The sequence below is a fragment of the Pseudomonas sp. 14P_5.3_Bac1 genome (genome assembly GCF_025466135.1).
In the GTDB taxonomy this organism is placed as follows: domain Bacteria; phylum Pseudomonadota; class Gammaproteobacteria; order Pseudomonadales; family Pseudomonadaceae; genus Aquipseudomonas.
The window spans coordinates 133,091-151,340 of the sequence record NZ_JANLOF010000007.1; the positions used below are offsets into that span (position 1 = coordinate 133,091).

An 18,250-nucleotide genomic window follows, 5' to 3' on the forward strand; every position below is an offset into this window, starting at 1 on the left:
CAAGTGAGGTTGCCGCATGTCTATGCTTTAAGTATGCGGCTTAACGCCGATTATGCTGTTTTTCAAACCAATCAACCTTAAAAAACAACTTAACAAATCAATCCGTCGGCGCAACACTCGTGTCATTGGCTGGCCCACACACAATAAAAGAGGTGCATATGGCAGGTTTCGATAAACGCGTGGCGTCCTATGAAGAAGCACTGGCAGGCCTGGAAGACGGCATGACCGTGCTCTCCGGTGGTTTTGGTCTGTGCGGCATTCCGGAAAACCTCATCGCCGAGATCAAGCGCAAAGGCACCCGCGACTTGACGGTGGTCTCCAATAACTGCGGCGTCGACGGGTTCGGCCTCGGCGTGCTGCTGGAGCAAAAGCAGATCAGCAAAGTGATCGCCTCCTACGTCGGTGAAAACGCCCTGTTCGAGAAGCAACTGCTCAGCGGCGAAATCGAAGTGGTATTGACGCCCCAAGGCACCCTGGCAGAAAAAATGCGCGCAGGCGGTGCCGGCATCCCGGCCTTTTTCACCGCCACCGGCGTCGGCACCCCCGTCGCCGAAGGCAAGGAAACCCGCGAATTCAATGGCCGCCCCTACCTGATGGAAGAGTCCATCACCGGTGACTTCGCCATCGTCAAAGGCTGGAAAGCCGACCATTTCGGCAACGTCATCTATCGCCATACCGCCCAGAACTTCAACCCGCTGGCCGCCACCGCCGGCAAGATCACCGTGGTCGAAGTTGAAGAAATCGTCGAACCGGGCGAGCTGGACCCGGCGCAGATCCACACCCCAGGCATCTACGTCGACCGGATCATCTGCGGCACCTTCGAGAAGCGCATCGAACAGCGCACTGTCCGCAAATAATCCGCCAGCCCAAATAATAAGGAGACAAACAATGGCTCTTACCCGCGAACAAATGGCTCAACGCGTCGCACGCGAAATGCAGGACGGTTTCTACGTCAACCTCGGCATCGGCATTCCGACCCTGGTGGCCAACTACATTCCCGAAGGCATGGAAGTGATGCTGCAATCGGAAAACGGCCTGCTCGGCATGGGCCCTTTTCCGACCGAAGAAACCATCGATGCCGACATGATCAACGCCGGCAAGCAGACCGTGACGGCACGCATCGGCGCCTCGATCTTCTCCTCTGCCGAGTCCTTCGCGATGATTCGCGGCGGCCACGTCGACCTTACCGTGCTTGGTGCGTTTGAAGTGGACGTCCAAGGCAACATCGCCTCGTGGATGATTCCCGGCAAATTGGTCAAAGGCATGGGCGGCGCCATGGACCTGGTGGCCGGCGCAGAAAACATCATCGTGATCATGACCCACGCGTCCAAGGACGGTGAGTCCAAGTTGCTCAGCCAGTGCAGCCTGCCGCTGACCGGCGCCAAGTGCATCAAGCGCGTATTGACGGACCTGGCTTACCTCGAGATCGAAAATGGCGCTTTTGTCCTCAAGGAACGCGCACCTGGCGTCAGCGTTGAAGAGATTGTGAGCAAGACCGCCGGTAAACTGATCGTCCCGGACCACGTTCCAGAAATGCACTTCCAGTGAGGACAGATTCCATGCAAGACGTCGTGATTGTTGCTGCCACCCGCACCGCCGTGGGCAGCTTTCAAGGTTCGCTGGCCAGTATCCCGGCACCGGAACTGGGCGCCGCCGTGATCCGTCGCCTGCTGGAGCAGACCGGCCTGGACCCGGCTCAAGTGGATGAAGTGATCCTCGGCCAGGTCCTCACCGCCGGCAGTGGCCAGAACCCTGCGCGTCAGGCGTCGATCCTCGCCGGGCTGCCCCACGCAGTACCAGCGCTGACCCTGAACAAGGTCTGCGGCTCGGGCCTCAAGGCCCTGCAACTGGGCGCCCAGGCGATTCGTTGCGGCGACGCCGAGGTCATCATTGCCGGCGGCATGGAGAACATGAGCCTGGCGCCGTACGTATTGCCTGCTGCGCGCACCGGCTTGCGCATGGGTCACGCCAAGATGATCGACAGCATGATCACCGACGGCCTGTGGGATGCGTTCAACGACTACCACATGGGCATCACCGCCGAGAACCTGGTGGACAAGTACGGCATCAGCCGTGAAGCCCAGGATGCGTTCGCCGCCGCTTCCCAGCAGAAAGCCGCTGCCGCGATTGAAGCGGGTCGGTTTGTCGATGAAATCACGCCGATCCTGATTCCCCAGCGCAAAGGCGACCCAGTGGCCTTCGCCGTGGATGAACAACCGCGCCCCGGTACCACCGCCGAATCCCTGGCCAAACTCAAACCTGCATTCAAGAAAGACGGCAGCGTCACTGCCGGCAACGCTTCCAGCCTCAACGACGGCGCCGCTGCAGTGTTGTTGATGAGTGCAGATAAGGCCAAAGCCCTCGGCCTGCCTGTGTTGGCGCGTATCGCCAGCTACGCCAACGCCGGCGTCGACCCTGCGATCATGGGCATCGGCCCGGTGTCAGCCACTCGCCGCTGCCTGGACAAAGCCGGCTGGAGCCTGGGCGACCTTGACTTGATCGAAGCCAACGAAGCCTTCGCCGCGCAATCTTTGGCGGTGGGCAAAGAGCTGGAGTGGGACGCCGAGAAGGTCAACGTCAATGGCGGTGCCATCGCCATCGGCCATCCGATCGGTGCCTCGGGTTGCCGCGTGCTGGTGACCTTACTGCATGAAATGATCAAGCGCGACGCCAAGAAAGGCCTGGCGACGCTGTGCATCGGTGGCGGCCAGGGTGTAGCCCTCGCCCTCGAGCGCAACTGATTCAAAGAGCAACATGAGAAAAGGCCCGTTGTGGCGAGCGGGCTTGCCCCGCGTTGGGCTGCGAAGCGGCCCCAGAACCAGGCACCGAGTGATGACTGACACACCGCGTTCTGCTTGACTGGGGGCTGCTTCGCAGCCCAACGCGGGGCAAGCCCGCTCGCCACAGAAAGCCCGATCGCCACAACAAGCCGCTCGCCACGACGCGCCCGCCAGCGACAATAATCAGCGCTTCATGCAGCGCTGATACCGATCATCCACGCGCTTGGCGAACCACGCGGTGGTCAGGTTGCGGGTGATCTTCGGGCTTTTCAGCACGATGCCCGGCAGTATCGCCCGTGGCATTGGCTTGCCGGCCGCTTTATCAGCCAGCGCGTATACGCGTTTGTAGAGAGTGGTCTCCTCAAAGTCCAATTGCTCACCCTTCTCCAACTGGCTACGGATGGTCGGATTGCGCATGTCCAACTTGGCCCCCAGGGAGCGCACCGCCAACTCAGTGGTGCCCGGCAACAATGAGCCATAGCGAATCAAGTCGCCATCCAACGCCAGCTCGGTGCCAGTAATGCGGCTGACGGCGGCCTGGAACGCGGCGTTGCGGCTGGCGTACCAACCGGCGTTGAAGTCAGCAAAGCGGTACAGCGGCTGGTCATAACTGACCGGGTAGCCCAGCAAGTGGGCGATGCCGAAATACATGCCGCCGCGCCGCGTGAAGACTTCACGGCGAATCGTGCCGTCCACTGTGTAGGGATAACCCCGGGCCTGTTTCTGTGCAAAGTCGATGCTGACTTGCATGGGGCCTGCGGTATGCACCGGGTTGAAACCGCCAAATAAGGTATTACCCAGAGGCACCACGCTGATGAAATCGTCAAAGATTCCACTCAGGTCCTTCTCCGTGCGTGCTGCACTCAAACGCTCGGCGTAGGACTTGCCGGTAGGCGAGCGCAATTGCAGTGCGCTGCGCACCACAAAGGCCGGCACATGGACCTTGCCGGCACGGCGCAGGATTTCATCCTGGGCGATCTTGCCCATGTTTGGCACCGGCGGGTCGACCTGATAGGTGGACTCTTGCTCGGTGACTGCCAGCACGGCACAGATATTTTCGGTGCTGGGGTAGATTTTCTGAGTGTCGAAGGCGGTGTAGATGTCTTGCGCCCAGCCACCACGGTCCGGCACCGTCGCCGGCAGCAGGCGCACGATCTGCGCTTTCACCTCGGCCTCGCTACGCTCCGGCTGTTGCGGACTGCGTGAAGTGGAGCAACCGGCCAGCACCAGCAACGTGGTGAGGCACAGGATCAGGCGGCTTGAATACATGGGGTTTCCTTGGGTAACGACGGGCCGGGCATTGCGGATATCGACAGGTAAGTCTAACCGGGGTTCGCCGACCTGCCGTACTCGCCAATCACAAACTAACGTGACAGGATCTGTCATCGACCATTCCTACAAGGAGTTTGAATGCCATGCTCAGTGTGAACTTCCTCGTCACCTGCCTGATCGTCGTGCTGATCCCCGGCACCGGTGTGATCTTTACCGTCTCCACCGGCCTCACCGCCGGCAAGCGCGCCAGCGTATTTGCTGCGCTGGGTTGTACCGCTGGCATCCTGCCCCACTTGCTGGCATCGGTGCTCGGCCTCTCCGCCCTGCTGCACACCAGCGCGTTGGCGTTCGAAGTACTCAGGTATGCGGGCGTTGCCTACTTGCTCTACCTGGCCTACGCCACCTGGCGTGATCGCTCGGCCTTCGCGATGAATGACGCACCGACTGCAACCACAGCGCGCAGCCTGATGATCCGTGGTTTCCTGTTGAACATCCTCAACCCCAAACTGACGATTTTCTTCCTGGCCTTTCTGCCCCAGTTCGTTACCCCAGGCAACATCTCGCCCGCCGTGCAAATGCTGGTACTGAGCGCGGTATTCATGGCGATGACGTTTGCGGTTTTCGTCATCTATGGCTTGCTGGCCAATGGCTTTCGCCGCGCCGTGATCGAATCGCCGCGCGTGCAGAACTGGCTGCGCCGAAGTTTTGCGGCAGCCTTTGCAGGATTGGGCTTGAACCTGGCATTTGCGCAGCGCTGACAAGGACTACCGAAATATCCCACGCAACACCCGGATAAGCTCTACAGATACCACCTGAAAACCTCGGCAAAGTCCTTCGCCTGATCACACAGCGCGAGGGATTGCAGATGGTTTTTTGTGTTGGAACACGTATTGACGGGGCTGTCGCTTGAACCCGGCTATTGGCCGGCTGGCCCTGAGGCCCATGGACGTCAAAGCGCCGGATGTTGAAGGCGTCTTACGTGATTTCCGGGGCTGCCTGAACACCTTTGACGACTGGGCTTTAAGCTTCTGGAGCTTTTCGGCGCTGGATGTCGAGCAGGTGTTCAAGGTTGGCGATGAAGTGACGCTTGTCGCGCCCATAGCCCCCTCCATTTTTCCCAGCAGCACCGTCGCCACCTGCCAGGCCAACGGCACGTTGACCCTGGTGCACATGTTCCAAAGCACGCAGTTTGTGCCCATCGGCGATACGCCGGTGATACTGCAACGCGTCAACCCCAACGGTGGCCCGCTGGGCGAGCCGATCCACAAAACCATCGGCCCCAGCGGCATTCTTGAAATCACCGAGTGTGATCGCAACCAGCAGTACCGAATCAGTTTTTATCCCAACGTTTCCAAGGATCACGTCAAGGCGCTGTATGCGTCTTATCAGTCGGTGATCGCGGAACTGGAAGCGCGCCTGCGCGACGAATGGAACAGCACGCTTGAGGCACGTTGGAAAGACTTTACGGACGCTATCGCGCAAGACCAGCGCAGGATGGTGGAAACGGCGTTTCTAAGTGGCATGGGCAAAGCGCTTTACAGCCTGTGGGACAACATAACTCAACTGGTTGATTTACTGGCGGACATCAAGCCCAGCAGCGAGAAGTTGCTGCAATACATCTCCCAAACTGAACTTGATGAGCTGCTGAAGCTCGGCAACGACGCAATCGCCGACGGCCTGCTGGTGCTCAGCGATGAGCCATTGTTGTTCATTTACGTGTCGGCAATGGTCAGCTGGATGCGCATGCTGCCGCCGAAAGAAATGCATGAATTGATGGGGGAAATCACTGGCGAGGTGTTGATCAACCTGCTGCTGATTTGGGCGACAGCAGGCGTGGGTGTGGCGGTGCGCCTGGGTACGAAGGTGCTGGGGCATATCAAGTCTGAGCGGACGTCGGAGTTGTTGGAATTGCTGGCTAAAAAGCTGGTGATGCCCCGGTTGGAGCCGCATGCCAAGGTGGTTAAGCCGTTGCTGGGACGGAGTGCCGCAACCCCAATCAAGACGGTGCCGGTTGCACCGTTGAAGGCTGGGGATCAGTTGGTTTCCAACCCAGTGCCGGCAGTTCGTACCAAGAAACAGCAGACCGCGTTGGTGCGCCAGGAACACGTCGATGATGTGCCTGTTGCTGCGAAGAATCCCCAGGGAGATGCGGCGGCGCCTGCCGACAAAACCGCCACCAATGGCTGCCCGGTGTCCATGGTCACCGGGGAGGAATTGCTGACCCTCACTGATGGCGCGCTGGACGGGATTTTGCCGTTTGAGTGGACGCGGTTGTACCGCACCAGTGCGGTGGAAGTGGATTGCGGGTTGGGGTTTGGCTGGAGTCATGCGCTGGCGCAGCGGTTGGTGGTTGCGGGTGATTCGGTGGTTTGGACGGATCATGAGAATCGCTCTACTGCCCTGCCCTTGCCTACTGCTGCCCGACCGGCAATCACCAATAGCTTGGCTGAGGCCGCGATCTATTTGGGCGCCCTGCCCGATGAGTTGGTGCTGGCTCAGGCATCACGGTTTTATCACTTTCGCGATGGTCAGCTGACAGCAATCAGTGATGCGTATGACAACCGGCTGCGGATTTGTCGTGATCGTTTGGGCCGAATTGAGCGGCTGGATAACGGCGCGGGTCGGTCGCTGTTTTTGCGCTACGAGCTCGGTCGCATTGTGGCCGTGGACTATCAGGTTCATCGCGCCAAAGGGCGTGAGCCGTATGTTTGGGTAACGGAGCAGAACGTTGTTTCCTACGCCTATGACGACGCTGGACGACTGGTTTCAGCGACCAATGCCGTAGGCGAAAGCGAGGTTTATCGGTACGACGATCAGCACGTCATTCTTGAGCGGCAACTGGCGGGTGGGGCGAGTTTCTTTTGGGCGTGGGAACGGTCTGGCAAGGCCGCGCGATGTGTTCGGCATTGGGCCAGTTTTTCGCAGATGGACACGCGCTATGCGTGGGAGGACGACGGCAAGGTCACGGTTCACAACGCTGATGGCAGTCAGGAAGTGTATGTCCACGATCAGCGGGCGCGGCTGGTGCAGCGGATTGATCCGGACGGTGCGGAGCATTTCAAATCCTACGACGACAAGGGTCGGCTGACGGTTGAGCAGGATCCGCTGGGGGCGGTGACGGCGTATCAGTACGACGAAGCCGGACGCTTGGTGGCGATGTTTCCTGGGGAGGATGAGCCGACTTCCTACGAGCATGACAACGGGTTCGTACGGGTCGTACGCCGGGGTGAAGCGGTTTGGAAGTATGAGCGTAATGACCAAGGCGATGTTACGCGTCAGACAGATCCTGACGGCCACATTACGGATTACACCTACGACAAACATGGGCAACTGATTGGGGTTTGGTATCCGGATAACGGGTGTCATCGGCTGGTTTGGAATGAGCGTGGGCAGCTTGTTGAGGAACAGCTGCCAAATGGTGGGGTTAAGCGTTATCGCTATGACGATGTTGGACGGCAAGTTGCGCGCGAGGATGAGCATGGCGCGCTGACGCAGTATCAATGGGACGCCGCAGGGCGCTTGTTGAAACTCACCAAGCCCGATGGAGCGACGCGAGAATTCAGCTACAACCCCTACGGAAAGATCACCTCCGAACGTGACGAATTGGGGCATGTCACCCGCTACGAATATGCCGACGGTTTGCACCTGGTCAACCGCCGCCTCAATGCCGATGGCACCCAGGTTAAATACCGCTACGACAATGCCCGGCTGCTGCTGACCGAGATAGAAAACGAGGTTGGCGAGACCTACCGGCTTGATTACCACCCCAACGGGCTGATCCAGCAAGAAGTCGGCTTTGACGGTCAGCGTACGGCGTACGTTTACGACCTCAACGGCAACCTGCTGGAAAAGACCGAACACGGCGACGATGGCAGTCAGCTCGTTACCCGCTACGAGCGAGACTTTTCCGGCCGCCTCGTACGAAAAACTCTTCCAGACGGTGGAGTGGTCGATTACGCCTACGACCGCCAAGGCAACCTCCTCAGCGTCGACGACGGTCACTGGGCGCTAGCCTACGAATACGACGCCCAAAGCCGTCTAACTGCCGAACACCAAGGCTGGGGCACATTGCGCTACGGCTACGACGCCTGCAGCCAACTGAAAACCCTGCGCCTACCAGATAACAACCGCCTCACCTTCAACCACGACAAAGGCGGCCACCTCGCCACTGTCGAACTGAACGGCAAAACCTTAACGTCCCACCTGTTCAAAACCGGCCGCGAACGCCAGCGCCAACAAGGCCAACTGCTCAGCCACTACCACTACGACGAACAACACCGCCTCCACGCCCACGCGGTAACTCAAGAAAACCATGACCTCTACCGCCGCCACTACGACTACGACAAATCCGGCAACCTCACCCGCCTGCTAGATACGCGCAAAGGCGATCACCACTACCACTACGACCCCCTCGCCCGTCTGACCCGGGCCGATCACTCGCAAGACGTGCAAGAGCGCTTTGGCCATGACCCGGCCAGCAACCTGCTGATGCAGGACCGCCCCGGTCCGGACATCGTGGCGGGGAATCGGTTGGTGATGCAGGGCGATCATCATTACGACTATGACGCGTTCGGCAATCTGATCCGACAAAGGCGCGGTAAGGGTCATCAACTCGTTACCGAGTACCGCTACGACTGCCAGCATCGGTTGATTGGTATCACTCAACCCAACGGCCAAACCGCGAGCTACTGCTACGACCCGTTTGGTCGGCGCATCAGCAAAACCGTCGACGACCTAACGACGGAGTTTTTCTGGCAAGGCGACAAGCTAGTTGCGGAGCATCACGCGGACAGGCATCGCAGTTATATCTACGAGCCGGACAGTTTCCGTCCGCTGGTCCTGCTGGAGGGCTTTGGTCCAAAACATACCCAGCCCTTCCACTACCAACTCGACCACCTCGGCACCCCGCAGGAACTCACAGCCCTCGACGGCGAAATCGTCTGGTCTGCGCACTACCGCGCCTACGGCCAAATAAGCCGCCTCGACGTAAACAAAGTCGACAATCCGCTACGTTTCCAGGGCCAATACTTCGACCCGGAAAGCGGACTGCACTACAACCGCCATCGCTACTACAATCCAGATATTGGTCGCTACCTGACACCAGACCCGGTGAAGCTGGCCGGTGGGATCAACGCGTACCGGTACGCGCCGAACCCTACGGGGTGGGTTGATCCACTAGGACTAAGTTGCAAGCTTGGAGACTGCCCCGATTCAACGGGCAATCAGAAAAAAATTGCGTCTGCTGGGATATTAACGACACACGAGAAGGCGGGGGGGCACCTAATTAGAAAGCATGTCGAAAGGACAGATGAACAGCTACTGGCAAGATTCGAGTCAGAACCTAATATTCCAGCGTCATCTACGTTCAAAACTCTCGAGGAGGCTGAAGCTATAGTTTCTAGAAGCTTGGCGAACCACCAACAAAAAATAATAAATTTTATAAACGGAAACAAGAGCAAACTCATAATTAAAGACAGCTCAAGCCAACCCGTAGGAGTTAGCATATTAAAAGGCACTGAAAAATCCATACCCGTCTATAAGTTTTCATTGGTTTTAAAACGCGCTCCAAAGATGCCAGATGGCTATTTATTGCTAACCGGATACCCAGAAAAATGAATGATCAACTCACAGAGCTCCAACAGTTTCTTGGAGCCTATTTCAACCAGGACTGGGCGGAGGAACACTCATCCGCTGATGAAGTTATCGAGTCATTTCTACTGGACTCATCTTGGGATGTAATCATCACAGTAAAACAGGAAATCTTAGAGCTGATAAGCTCTTATAAAAATGAATTAGGTCTTCAAGAAAAATTATTGTATGAATATAGCTGCTACTACTACTATCCGAACCAATGGGCATCCGGGCCGCTATGGTTGAATCATATAGTCAACAAATTCGATGAACACTTACTTAAAACAGTCAAATAAAAAATGGTAGTTTTTGGGCTGCTCCGCAGCCCAGCGGAAGCAAGCTAGCTCACCACCAGAGAAAGATGCTTCTCTGAAGAACAGCCTAAACCTGCGGCGAGCAACCTCTCTCACCACAGGATCACAAGCCCAAATCAAATCCCCGCCAACGCCAAATCCATCGCAAAGTACGTAAATATCAAATCCGCCCCCGCGCGCTTGATGGACCCCAACGTCTCGCGCACCACCCGCGCCTCATCAATCGCCCCTGCCTGGGCACCAAACTTGATCATCGCGTACTCACCACTCACCTGATACGCCGCCACCGGCAAACGCGAGGCTCCGCGGATGTCGCGGATGATGTCGAGGTAGGCACCGGCTGGCTTGACCATCAGCGCGTCTGCACCTTCCTGCTCATCGAGCAGCGATTCGCGCACGGCTTCGCGGCGGTTCATGGGGTTCATCTGGTAGCTTTTGCGGTCGCCTTTGAGCGCGCTGCCGCCGGCTTCGCGGAACGGGCCGTAGAGGGCCGAGGCGAATTTGGTGGAGTAGGCCATGATCGGAATATGCGTGAAGCCAGCGTCGTCCAGGGCGCGGCGAATTGCCTGGACCTGGCCGTCCATCGCGGCAGACGGTGCGATCACGTCAGCACCGGCGCGGGCGGCGGCCACGGCTTGTTTACCGAGGTTGACCAAGGTCGCGTCGTTGTCGACGTGGGCACCGTGCATCACGCCGCAGTGGCCGTGGTCGGTGTATTCGCAGAAGCAGGTGTCGGACATCACGATCATTTCCGGCACAGCGTCCTTGATGATCGAGGACATGCGCGAGACCAGGCCGCGTTCTTTCCAGGTGTCGCTGCCGTTGGCGTCCAGGTGGTGGGACACGCCGAAGGTCATGACTGACTTGATCCCGGCGCGGGCATAGCGCTCGATCTCAGCGGCCAGTTTCTTTTCAGGAATACGCTGCACACCCGGCATGCTGGTGATCGGCACAAAGTCGTCGATTTCTTCTTCGACGAAAATCGGCAGTACCAAATCGTTGAGGGTGAATTCGGATTCCTGGAACAAACCACGCAGCTCCGCAGAGCGGCGCAGGCGGCGTGGACGGGCTTGGGGGAACTGGCTGGTCATGGCTGTCCTGAATAGCGGCAGAAATAGTTGGGGCGAAAGCTTATGCCCCCTGGCCCCGGCAGCACAAACGCCAAGGGGCCAATAGTGTATTGCGCAGCCCGTAACAATTCATTGATCTAGAGCTGTACTCGCCCCTCGATGCACACCGCAACCGCACCGCCGACCCAGATTTCATCGCCGTGGCGCTCGACGCGTATACGCCCGGCGCGCCCCATGACCGTGCCTTGGCTGACCACGTAATAGTCGGGCGCCAGCGCCTCGCTCAACAACCATTGGGCAATGCCGGCATTCAGGCTGCCAGTGGCGGGGTCTTCCTGAGCGCCGTCACCGGCGATAAAGCCGCGGACTTCGAAGTGCGTGTCCACGGCGTCGCGCGCCGGGTCACAAGCTGCGATGACGCCAATCGCCAGACCGCGCAATTGCGAGTAGTCCGGCTGCAAAGCAAGCACTTGGTCGCGATCGGCCAACATCACCGCCAGCCAGCCCGCGCCATTGTCGACCCATTGACTGCTCACGATGGCTTCGGGCGCCAGACCCAACCCCAGGCGCACGCGCTCAAGCAGAGGTGCATCCACCGGGCCGGTGCGCAACAACGGCGGCGCAATGAACGCCAACTCGCCGCCTTCACGACGGACACGCACCAGGCCGATTTCGCACTCCTGGATGATCTCGTCGCCCTTCGGTACGCCGCCCGCCTGCAGCCAGGCATGGCAACTGCCCAGCGTCGGGTGCCCGGCGAACGGCAGCTCTGTGAGCGTGGTGAAAATTCTTACCCGATAGTCAGCCCGAGGATCACGCGGCGTCAGCAAAAACGTGGTCTCGCTCAGGTTGGTCCAGTTAGCAAAATCGGCCATCTGCTGGTCAGTGAGGCTGTCAGCGCCCAGCACCACCGCCAGTGGGTTGCCTTTGAGCGAAACGCTGCTGAACACATCCAGTTGCTTGAAATCAAAAATCGGCATACTTCAACGCTCTAGGGTCACGCAGGTACATTCAAGCCACGAATTACCGCCGGACGTGCGACAAAGCCGTCCAGCGCGCGCAGCACATTAGGAAAGTCGGCGATGCCGACCAGATCGCCGGACTCATAGAAGCCGATCAGGTTGCGAATCCACGGAAAGGTGGCGATGTCGGCGATGCTGTACTCGTCACCCATGATCCAGGTGCGGCCCAGCAGGCGTTTTTCCAGCACTTCCAGTAATCGCCGGGACTCGGCGACGTAGCGATCACGCGGACGTTTATCGTCGTAGGCCTTGCCGGCAAATTTGTTGAAGAACCCGACCTGGCCGAACATCGGGCCGATACCGGCCATCTGGAACATCAGCCATTGAAGGGTTTCATAACGGGTGGCCGGGTCTTCGGAAAGCAGCTGGCTGGTTTTTTCCGCCAGATAAATCAGGATCGCACCGGATTCGAACAACGCCAGCGGCTGACCGCTCGGGCCATTGGGGTCGATGATCGCGGGAATCTTGTTATTGGGGTTCAGGGACAGAAATTCCGGGGACAACTGGTCCTGGGTCTCGAAACTGACCTTGTGCGCCTCGTAGGGCAGGCCCAGCTCTTCAAGCATGATCGACACTTTGACGCCGTTGGGCGTGGGCAGCGAATACAGCTGCAAACGCTCCGGATGCTGGGCGGGCCATTTGCTGTTGATCGGGAAAGCGGCGAGTGCATTCATCGGGAAATCCCCAGGCGGAAAGCACCCATGATAGCCACCCCAACGCCGTCCTGCATGGGTCATCATTGCGCAACATAACCACGCTATCGTGCGCGCAGGCGAACCAAAATGCCGATACGCACTCTTAAGTGCGCCATTACGGTGAAAGGAGACACCCTGTTACAACGACACGCAAAAACCGCAGGACGCCGGATGCGTCGCTGGGTCCCGGCTTGTCCGCCTTAATCCGATGCACTGAAGACTCGAACCTAATGACAATCAAGCCTCTGTGCCTTGCGCAACGCCTTAAACGTTATTCGTACATCATGCTGCCGCTGCTGTTGGCAGGCGGCGCCATCGGCCTGAGCCTGGAGTCGCGCATCAGCAGCGCCGGCCCGGTGGATGGCGTGCAAACCCTGGTATTCCTGCGCCACGGCGAAAAACCCGTCGGCGGCCTGGGCCAGCTCAATTGCCAGGGCCTGAACCGCGCGATGAACCTGGCCACCGTGCTGCCGGAGAAATTCGGCAAAGCCAACTTCGTGTTTGCGCCCAACCCGACGCGTAATGTCGAGGAAGGCGAGCACGATAATTCCTACAGCTACATTCGGCCGCTGATGACCATCAGCCCCAGCGCGATCAAGCTGGGCCTGCCAGTGAACATCAAGTTCTCGGCCAACGACACCAGTGCCCTCGCCGACGAATTGGTGGAAGACAAGTATCACAACGCGATCATCTACACCGCCTGGTCGCACGGCTACCTGCCGGAGCTGATCAACAAAGTGGCCAGTGAGGCTTCGGGCGAAAAACACACCATCACCGAAGACTGGTCGGGCAGTGACTTCGACACGCTGTATGTACTGACGTTGACCTGGCACAACGGCAAGGCGTCGCTGCTGAGCCGCAACTACAAGCAAGGCCTGGATAACGGCCAGCAGACATGCCCGGATGCAACTCAGGTCAGCGCAGATATCTGAAGCCGGCGCGGCACAAGCGTATGATGCGTCGCTATTGAATCATCTGCGGATCAGCACCATGCCCAACCTCGTCTCCACCCAGCCCAACCGGGGCTGGTCGTTCTGGTGGAAACCAGCGCTGTTCCTGCTGGTGGCCTGCATTGGCCTCTACTACGTGAAGTGGTCGCCCTACTACCTCAAGGCATTCGTCGCGGCGGATAACCACAGCATCGGCGCCTCGATTCTCAATGACCAGCAAACCGCGCCCCTGACGGCCGCGCTGGCCTACGCCCAGGTGTATTTCCTGGCGATCTGGAAAGCTGCCGTGCTCGCGGTAATTCTGGGTTCGCTGCTGCAAGTGTTGATTCCCCGTGACTGGCTGCTGCGCCTGTTTGGCCGCGCCGGGCTGGGTTCGACCCTGCGTGGTGGACTGTTCGCCCTGCCGGGGATGATGTGCAGTTGCTGCGCGGCGCCTGTGGCGGCGGGCATGCGCCGTCAAAACGTGTCGGTGGGTGCGGCGTTGGCGTTCTGGATCGCTAACCCGGTGTTGAACCCGGCGACGCTGGTGTTCATGGGCTTTGTATTGGGTTGGGGCTTTACCGCATTGCGGCTGGTGGCGGGGATTGTGCTGGTGGTCGGGGTGTCGTTGGTGGCACAGCGGATTGCCCGGCCCGATCAAGTGCCCGAAGCCGCATTGAACGCGGTCGCCGACGCCAGCCTGAGCGAATCGCAACCGTTCCTGAGCCGTTGGTTGCGTACCCTGTGGCAGCTGTTCTGGAGCACGATCCCGATCTACATCATTGCCGTGCTGGTACTGGGCGCCGCGCGGGTCTGGCTGTTTCCCCATGTCGATGGGGCCATGGCCAACAGCCTGATGTGGCTGGTGCCACTGGCAATCGTCGGCACGCTGTTCGTGATTCCTACGGCCGCCGAAATCCCTATCGTACAAACCATGATGACCCTGGGCATGGGGACCGGCCCGGCCGTGGCCTTGCTGATGACACTGCCGAGCGTGAGCCTGCCGTCCCTGTTGATGCTGCGCAAGGATTTCGATGCGCGAGTGCTGGTGACGGTGGCCGTGCTGACTATGGTGGTGGGCGTGATGTGCGGGTTGATCGGGGCGGTCATCCTGTAGAGTTCGGGTGAGGTTCAGGGCGCTTTCGCGAGCAAGCCCGCTCCCACATCTCGACCACGTTCCTACAGGATAAACACGGTCAAATGTGGGAGCGGGCTTGCTCGCGAAGAGGCCCTTAACCGCCGCTGATTATTCTGACTTGCCACTGCGCTCGCGCAAGTACTCCACCACGGCGCCCTGCTCGCCCGCAAACTCGATCCGCGCGCCTTTGCGTTCTCGCTGGAAGGCATACATCGGGTCGTAATACTCGCGCAGCAAACCCTCGATCCACACCCGGTGCAGGTCCACGGCACCACTGCGGGCCTGTTCCGCCAGGGCATCCTGCAAGATCGCCTGCAGCCGCTGGAAGCGCTCGCCACCCAGGCGTTTATGGATATTGGCCAGGCTCTGGGTCAGGCGCTCGGCGAACAGTGCCTGACCGTTTTCGCCAAATACTTGAATGAATTCGGCGCAGAGGTCGACCACATAATCACGCAGGATTCTTTCTACGCGGCCTTCAACGGTGTCTTCCAACCACACCATCGAAAACGTCTGCATGCTCTGGTGCAAGGGTAACGGCAGCGCACAACTGCCGATCATGCGGCTTTCGTCCTCGACCACGAATTGCTCGATACCCCCTGCACGCTTTTTCAGCAGGTCCACAGCCAAGCGGTTTTCGAAGTCGATGTTGGACGGCTGCGCGGTGGCGCGCTTGCCAAAGCTGGAGCCGCGATGGTTGGCGTGGCCTTCCAGGTCCAATGCGTTGCGCAATTGGCCGAGCACTTCGGTCTTGCCGGTGCCGGTCATGCCGCCAAGTAGCACAAAATCACACTGCGCAGTCGCCTGCTCCAGCGTTTCCAGCAGGAAAGTACGCATGGCCTTGTAGCCACCGCCGACTCGCGGGTACTCGATACCGGCTTCGGTCTTCAACCATTGCTGCACGATCTGCGAACGCAGCCCACCGCGAAAGCAGTACAAATAGCCCTCAGGGTTGGCCTTGGCAAACTGCGCCCACTGTTCAATACGCTCGGCCTTGATCGCCCCGGACACCAGTTCATGCCCCAGCACGATAGCGGCTTGCTGGCCTTGCTGTTTGTAACAGGTACCGACCCGCTGGCGCTCGTCGTCGGTCATCAGCGGCAGGTTGACCACTCCGGGGAATGCGCCTTTGGTGAACTCGATCGGCGCGCGGGTATCCATCATTGGCCGGTCGTTGAGGAAGATGTCGCGGTAGTCGGTGATGTCAGTTGCCATCAAAACACCTCTACCGCGTGGGTCTGTCGCTCAACCAGTTCGCCGATGGGCTCAAGGCTCAGGCCCAGTTCGGCGGCCACGGTGTGGAATTCGGCGTCGCCTTCAGGGCTAACGGCAATCAGCAAGCCGCCGCTGGTTTGCGGGTCACAGAGCACACGCTTGTGCAGTTCCTGCAGGCGCCCGAGCTTGCTCGAATAACTGTCGAAGTTGCGCAAGGTGCCACCGGGCATACAGCCCTGATCGAGGTAGTCCTCGATCCCGGCCAGGCGTGGGACCTTTTGGTATTCGATGCGCGCCGTGAGACCACTGCCGTCAGCCATTTCCACCAGGTGACCCAACAGACCGAAACCGGTGACATCGGTCATCGCGGTTACGCCGGCCAACTTGCCGAACCGGCTGCCAGGTTTGTTGAGCGTGCACATCCAGTCACGGGCCAGGCCGATATCCGCTTCGCGCAGCTTGCCCTTCTTTTCGGCGGTGGTCAGGATACCGATGCCCAGAGGTTTGGTCAGGTACAGCTTGCAGCCGGCAGTGGCGGTGTCGTTACGCTTCATGTGGCGTTTTTGCACGATGCCGGTGACGGCCAAGCCAAAGATCGGCTCCGGCGCATCGATGGAGTGCCCGCCGGCCAACGGAATACCGGCGGCGTCGCACACCGAACGGCCGCCACGGATGACTTCGCGGGCAACTTCCGGCGCCAGTACATTCACCGGCCAACCCAGAATGGCGATGGCCATCAACGGGTCGCCGCCCATGGCGTAGATGTCGCTGATCGCGTTGGTGGCGGCGATACGGCCGAAGTCGAAGGGGTCATCGACAATCGGCATGAAAAAATCAGTGGTGGAGACCACGCCGCGCTCGTCGTCGATGGCGTACACCGCCGCGTCGTCGCGCGAGGCGTTGCCGACCCACAGGTTGGGGTCGAGGTTCTGCGCGCCGCTGCCGGCAAGGATCACTTCCAGCACCTGCGGTGAAATCTTGCAGCCGCAACCCGCGCCGTGGCTGTACTGGGTAAGGCGAATCGGCTCGTTCATGGTGGACCTCAAGGTAACAAGTGCGCGGATTCTATCAGACAGCAAAAAGCCGGCTGGGCGCTTGTGCGCTCAGCCGGCTTTGTGTGTTTCTGGCGTTACTGCCTCGCGGCGAGCAAACGCTGGTGGCGATTACGTCGTGCGATGTTCAAGCACTCAATCGCTGCCGAGAACGCCATGGCCGCATACACGTAGCCTTTTGGCACATGGGCGCCGAAGCCTTCGGCGATCAGCGTCATGCCGATCATGATCAAAAAGCCCAGGGCCAGCATGACCACAGTCGGGTTGTCGTTGATGAACTTGGCCAGCGGTTCAGCCGCCACCAGCATCACGATCACCGAAACCACCACCGCAATGATCATGATCGGCAAGTGCTCGGTCATGCCCACGGCGGTGATGATGCTGTCGATGGAGAACACCAGGTCGAGCAGCAGGATCTGGCCGATGGCCGCGGCAAAGCCAATGGTCACGGCATTGCTGACGGTTTCTTTCGCCTCCGGCTCCGGGTCCATGCTGTGATGGATTTCGGTGGTCGCCTTCCACACCAGGAACAGGCCACCGGCGATCAGGATCATGTCCTTCCACGAAAACGCCTGGCCGAAGATTTCGAACACCGGCGCCGTCAACTGCACGATAAACGCGATGGTACTCAACAGGCCCAAGCGCAGTACCAACGCCATGCTGATACCGATACGGCGTGCCTTGGCCCGATGCTTCTCGGGTAATTTGTTGGTGAGAATCGAGATAAAGATCAGGTTATCGATGCCCAGCACGATTTCCATCACGATCAAGGTGGCCAGCGCGATCCAGGCGGTGGGGCTGGCGGCCAGTTGTAAGAGGTAATCCATAGGTCAGTCCTGACGTTGTGCGGGAAATTAGGCTTCTTTGCTGCCCGATTCAGATTCTTTTTCGTTCTGTTCCTGGTTTTTTTCCGGGCTGATCAAGCCTTGCGTCGCTTCATTCAATGCCTGTTCGGCAGCCTTGTGGGTTTCATCGATGGCTTGCTTGGCAGATTCGGTGGCCTTGCCCAGCACTTGCTGGGCGCTCTTTTCAACCTGATCACAACCGCTGACCACTACCAATGAAAGCGCAAGCAACGATGCGGCGCCCAGGGAATTGAGTTTCATCATGTATTCCTCGTTAGAACCAGCGGGTC

At 59.1% G+C, this 18,250-nt stretch carries 16 protein-coding genes; 8 read left to right on the forward strand and 8 right to left on the reverse strand.

What is annotated here, in order from left to right; all coding sequences use genetic code 11:
- The first annotated feature begins 158 nt into the window (after window positions 1-158).
- Genes NTD89_RS01705 through NTD89_RS01715 form a run of 3 tightly spaced genes read left to right on the forward strand, consistent with a single transcriptional unit; the run spans window position 159 to window position 2,741 of the window.
- Window positions 159-857, forward strand: a complete 699-nt coding sequence (locus NTD89_RS01705; RefSeq protein WP_058425579.1) for a CoA transferase subunit A — start codon at window positions 159-161, stop codon at window positions 855-857.
- A gap of 31 nt (window positions 858-888) precedes the next feature.
- A complete protein-coding gene (locus tag NTD89_RS01710) occupies window positions 889-1,548 on the forward strand; it encodes a CoA transferase subunit B (protein ID WP_017135011.1) in 660 nt (219 codons plus the stop codon).
- Between the two features lie 11 nt (window positions 1,549-1,559).
- Window positions 1,560-2,741 (forward strand): acetyl-CoA C-acetyltransferase, encoded by a 1,182-nt coding sequence (locus tag NTD89_RS01715; RefSeq protein ID WP_262206242.1) that lies wholly within the window; start codon window positions 1,560-1,562, stop codon window positions 2,739-2,741.
- A gap of 222 nt (window positions 2,742-2,963) precedes the next feature.
- Here the strand turns inward: NTD89_RS01715 and NTD89_RS01720 are convergent, their stop codons facing one another.
- Window positions 2,964-4,049 carry a DUF1615 domain-containing protein gene (locus tag NTD89_RS01720; protein ID WP_145163397.1) on the reverse strand — a complete coding sequence of 362 codons (1,086 nt, stop codon included), beginning with the start codon at window positions 4,047-4,049 and terminating at the stop codon, window positions 2,964-2,966.
- 146 nt (window positions 4,050-4,195) lie between these two features.
- Here NTD89_RS01720 and NTD89_RS01725 point away from each other — a divergent pair, with 146 nt between their 5' ends.
- The 3 genes from NTD89_RS01725 to NTD89_RS01735 all read left to right on the forward strand — a co-directional run bounded on the left by NTD89_RS01725 (window position 4,196) and on the right by NTD89_RS01735 (window position 9,979).
- Window positions 4,196-4,810, forward strand: a complete 615-nt coding sequence (locus NTD89_RS01725) for a LysE family translocator (RefSeq protein ID WP_262206243.1) — start codon at window positions 4,196-4,198, stop codon at window positions 4,808-4,810.
- A 184-nt stretch (window positions 4,811-4,994) separates the two neighbouring features.
- Window positions 4,995-9,668, forward strand: a complete 4,674-nt coding sequence (locus NTD89_RS01730; protein ID WP_262206245.1) for an RHS repeat-associated core domain-containing protein — start codon at window positions 4,995-4,997, stop codon at window positions 9,666-9,668.
- On the forward strand, window positions 9,665-9,979 hold the full coding sequence (locus NTD89_RS01735) for a contact-dependent growth inhibition system immunity protein (protein ID WP_262206246.1): 315 nt from the start codon (window positions 9,665-9,667) through the stop codon (window positions 9,977-9,979). Before NTD89_RS01730 ends, NTD89_RS01735 begins: the two co-directional genes overlap by 4 nt.
- Window positions 9,980-10,113: 134 nt before the next feature.
- On the opposite strand, the gene hemB is transcribed toward NTD89_RS01735, so the two are convergent.
- From hemB to NTD89_RS01750, 3 genes are all read right to left on the reverse strand, one after another.
- Window positions 10,114-11,088: a porphobilinogen synthase gene (gene hemB, locus NTD89_RS01740; RefSeq protein WP_262206247.1), complete on the reverse strand. Its 975-nt coding sequence runs from the start codon at window positions 11,086-11,088 to the stop codon at window positions 10,114-10,116.
- Window positions 11,089-11,204: 116 nt separating this feature from the next.
- Complete coding sequence (locus NTD89_RS01745; RefSeq protein ID WP_262206248.1) at window positions 11,205-12,047, reverse strand: PhzF family phenazine biosynthesis protein; 843 nt, start codon at window positions 12,045-12,047, stop codon at window positions 11,205-11,207.
- A gap of 17 nt (window positions 12,048-12,064) precedes the next feature.
- On the reverse strand, window positions 12,065-12,763 hold the full coding sequence (locus NTD89_RS01750; protein WP_242200913.1) for a glutathione S-transferase N-terminal domain-containing protein: 699 nt from the start codon (window positions 12,761-12,763) through the stop codon (window positions 12,065-12,067).
- Window positions 12,764-13,014: 251 nt separating this feature from the next.
- Here NTD89_RS01750 and NTD89_RS01755 point away from each other — a divergent pair, with 251 nt between their 5' ends.
- Window positions 13,015-13,716, forward strand: coding sequence for a histidine phosphatase family protein (locus NTD89_RS01755; RefSeq protein WP_145163383.1), 702 nt, complete (start codon window positions 13,015-13,017; stop codon window positions 13,714-13,716).
- 58 nt (window positions 13,717-13,774) lie between these two features.
- The gene (locus NTD89_RS01760; protein ID WP_145163381.1) at window positions 13,775-14,830 is read left to right on the forward strand and encodes a permease; all 1,056 of its coding nucleotides are present in this window, start codon (window positions 13,775-13,777) and stop codon (window positions 14,828-14,830) included.
- Between the two features lie 129 nt (window positions 14,831-14,959).
- Here the strand turns inward: NTD89_RS01760 and mnmH are convergent, their stop codons facing one another.
- From mnmH to NTD89_RS01780, 4 genes are all read right to left on the reverse strand, one after another.
- Complete coding sequence (gene mnmH / locus NTD89_RS01765; protein WP_262206249.1) at window positions 14,960-16,063, reverse strand: tRNA 2-selenouridine(34) synthase MnmH; 1,104 nt, start codon at window positions 16,061-16,063, stop codon at window positions 14,960-14,962.
- Window positions 16,063-17,097, reverse strand: coding sequence for a selenide, water dikinase SelD (selD, locus tag NTD89_RS01770; RefSeq protein WP_262206250.1), 1,035 nt, complete (start codon window positions 17,095-17,097; stop codon window positions 16,063-16,065). The genes mnmH and selD overlap by 1 nt, the downstream gene beginning before the upstream one ends.
- Window positions 17,098-17,192: 95 nt before the next feature.
- Complete coding sequence (locus NTD89_RS01775; RefSeq protein ID WP_106580101.1) at window positions 17,193-17,942, reverse strand: TerC family protein; 750 nt, start codon at window positions 17,940-17,942, stop codon at window positions 17,193-17,195.
- 27 nt (window positions 17,943-17,969) lie between these two features.
- The gene (locus NTD89_RS01780; protein ID WP_262206251.1) at window positions 17,970-18,221 is read right to left on the reverse strand and encodes a hypothetical protein; all 252 of its coding nucleotides are present in this window, start codon (window positions 18,219-18,221) and stop codon (window positions 17,970-17,972) included.
- Window positions 18,222-18,250: the final 29 nt, after the last annotated feature.

Excerpts from the sequence above, each read along its gene's own strand:
- NTD89_RS01725 (WP_262206243.1), top strand. The coding sequence starts at position 4,196 with ATGCTCAGTGTGAACTTCCTCGTCACCTGCCTGATCGTCGTGCTGATC.
- NTD89_RS01755 (WP_145163383.1), top strand. The coding sequence starts at position 13,015 with ATGACAATCAAGCCTCTGTGCCTTGCGCAACGCCTTAAACGTTATTCG.
- NTD89_RS01730 (WP_262206245.1), top strand. The coding sequence starts at position 4,995 with ATGGACGTCAAAGCGCCGGATGTTGAAGGCGTCTTACGTGATTTCCGG.
- hemB (WP_262206247.1), bottom strand. The coding sequence starts at position 11,088 with ATGACCAGCCAGTTCCCCCAAGCCCGTCCACGCCGCCTGCGCCGCTCT.
- NTD89_RS01780 (WP_262206251.1), bottom strand. The coding sequence starts at position 18,221 with ATGAAACTCAATTCCCTGGGCGCCGCATCGTTGCTTGCGCTTTCATTG.
- NTD89_RS01735 (WP_262206246.1), top strand. The coding sequence starts at position 9,665 with ATGAATGATCAACTCACAGAGCTCCAACAGTTTCTTGGAGCCTATTTC.
- NTD89_RS01750 (WP_242200913.1), bottom strand. The coding sequence starts at position 12,763 with ATGAATGCACTCGCCGCTTTCCCGATCAACAGCAAATGGCCCGCCCAG.
- NTD89_RS01715 (WP_262206242.1), top strand. The coding sequence starts at position 1,560 with ATGCAAGACGTCGTGATTGTTGCTGCCACCCGCACCGCCGTGGGCAGC.
- NTD89_RS01720 (WP_145163397.1), bottom strand. The coding sequence starts at position 4,049 with ATGTATTCAAGCCGCCTGATCCTGTGCCTCACCACGTTGCTGGTGCTG.
- NTD89_RS01760 (WP_145163381.1), top strand. The coding sequence starts at position 13,775 with ATGCCCAACCTCGTCTCCACCCAGCCCAACCGGGGCTGGTCGTTCTGG.
- NTD89_RS01745 (WP_262206248.1), bottom strand. The coding sequence starts at position 12,047 with ATGCCGATTTTTGATTTCAAGCAACTGGATGTGTTCAGCAGCGTTTCG.
- NTD89_RS01705 (WP_058425579.1), top strand. The coding sequence starts at position 159 with ATGGCAGGTTTCGATAAACGCGTGGCGTCCTATGAAGAAGCACTGGCA.
- NTD89_RS01775 (WP_106580101.1), bottom strand. The coding sequence starts at position 17,942 with ATGGATTACCTCTTACAACTGGCCGCCAGCCCCACCGCCTGGATCGCG.
- selD (WP_262206250.1), bottom strand. The coding sequence starts at position 17,097 with ATGAACGAGCCGATTCGCCTTACCCAGTACAGCCACGGCGCGGGTTGC.
- mnmH (WP_262206249.1), bottom strand. The coding sequence starts at position 16,063 with ATGGCAACTGACATCACCGACTACCGCGACATCTTCCTCAACGACCGG.
- NTD89_RS01710 (WP_017135011.1), top strand. The coding sequence starts at position 889 with ATGGCTCTTACCCGCGAACAAATGGCTCAACGCGTCGCACGCGAAATG.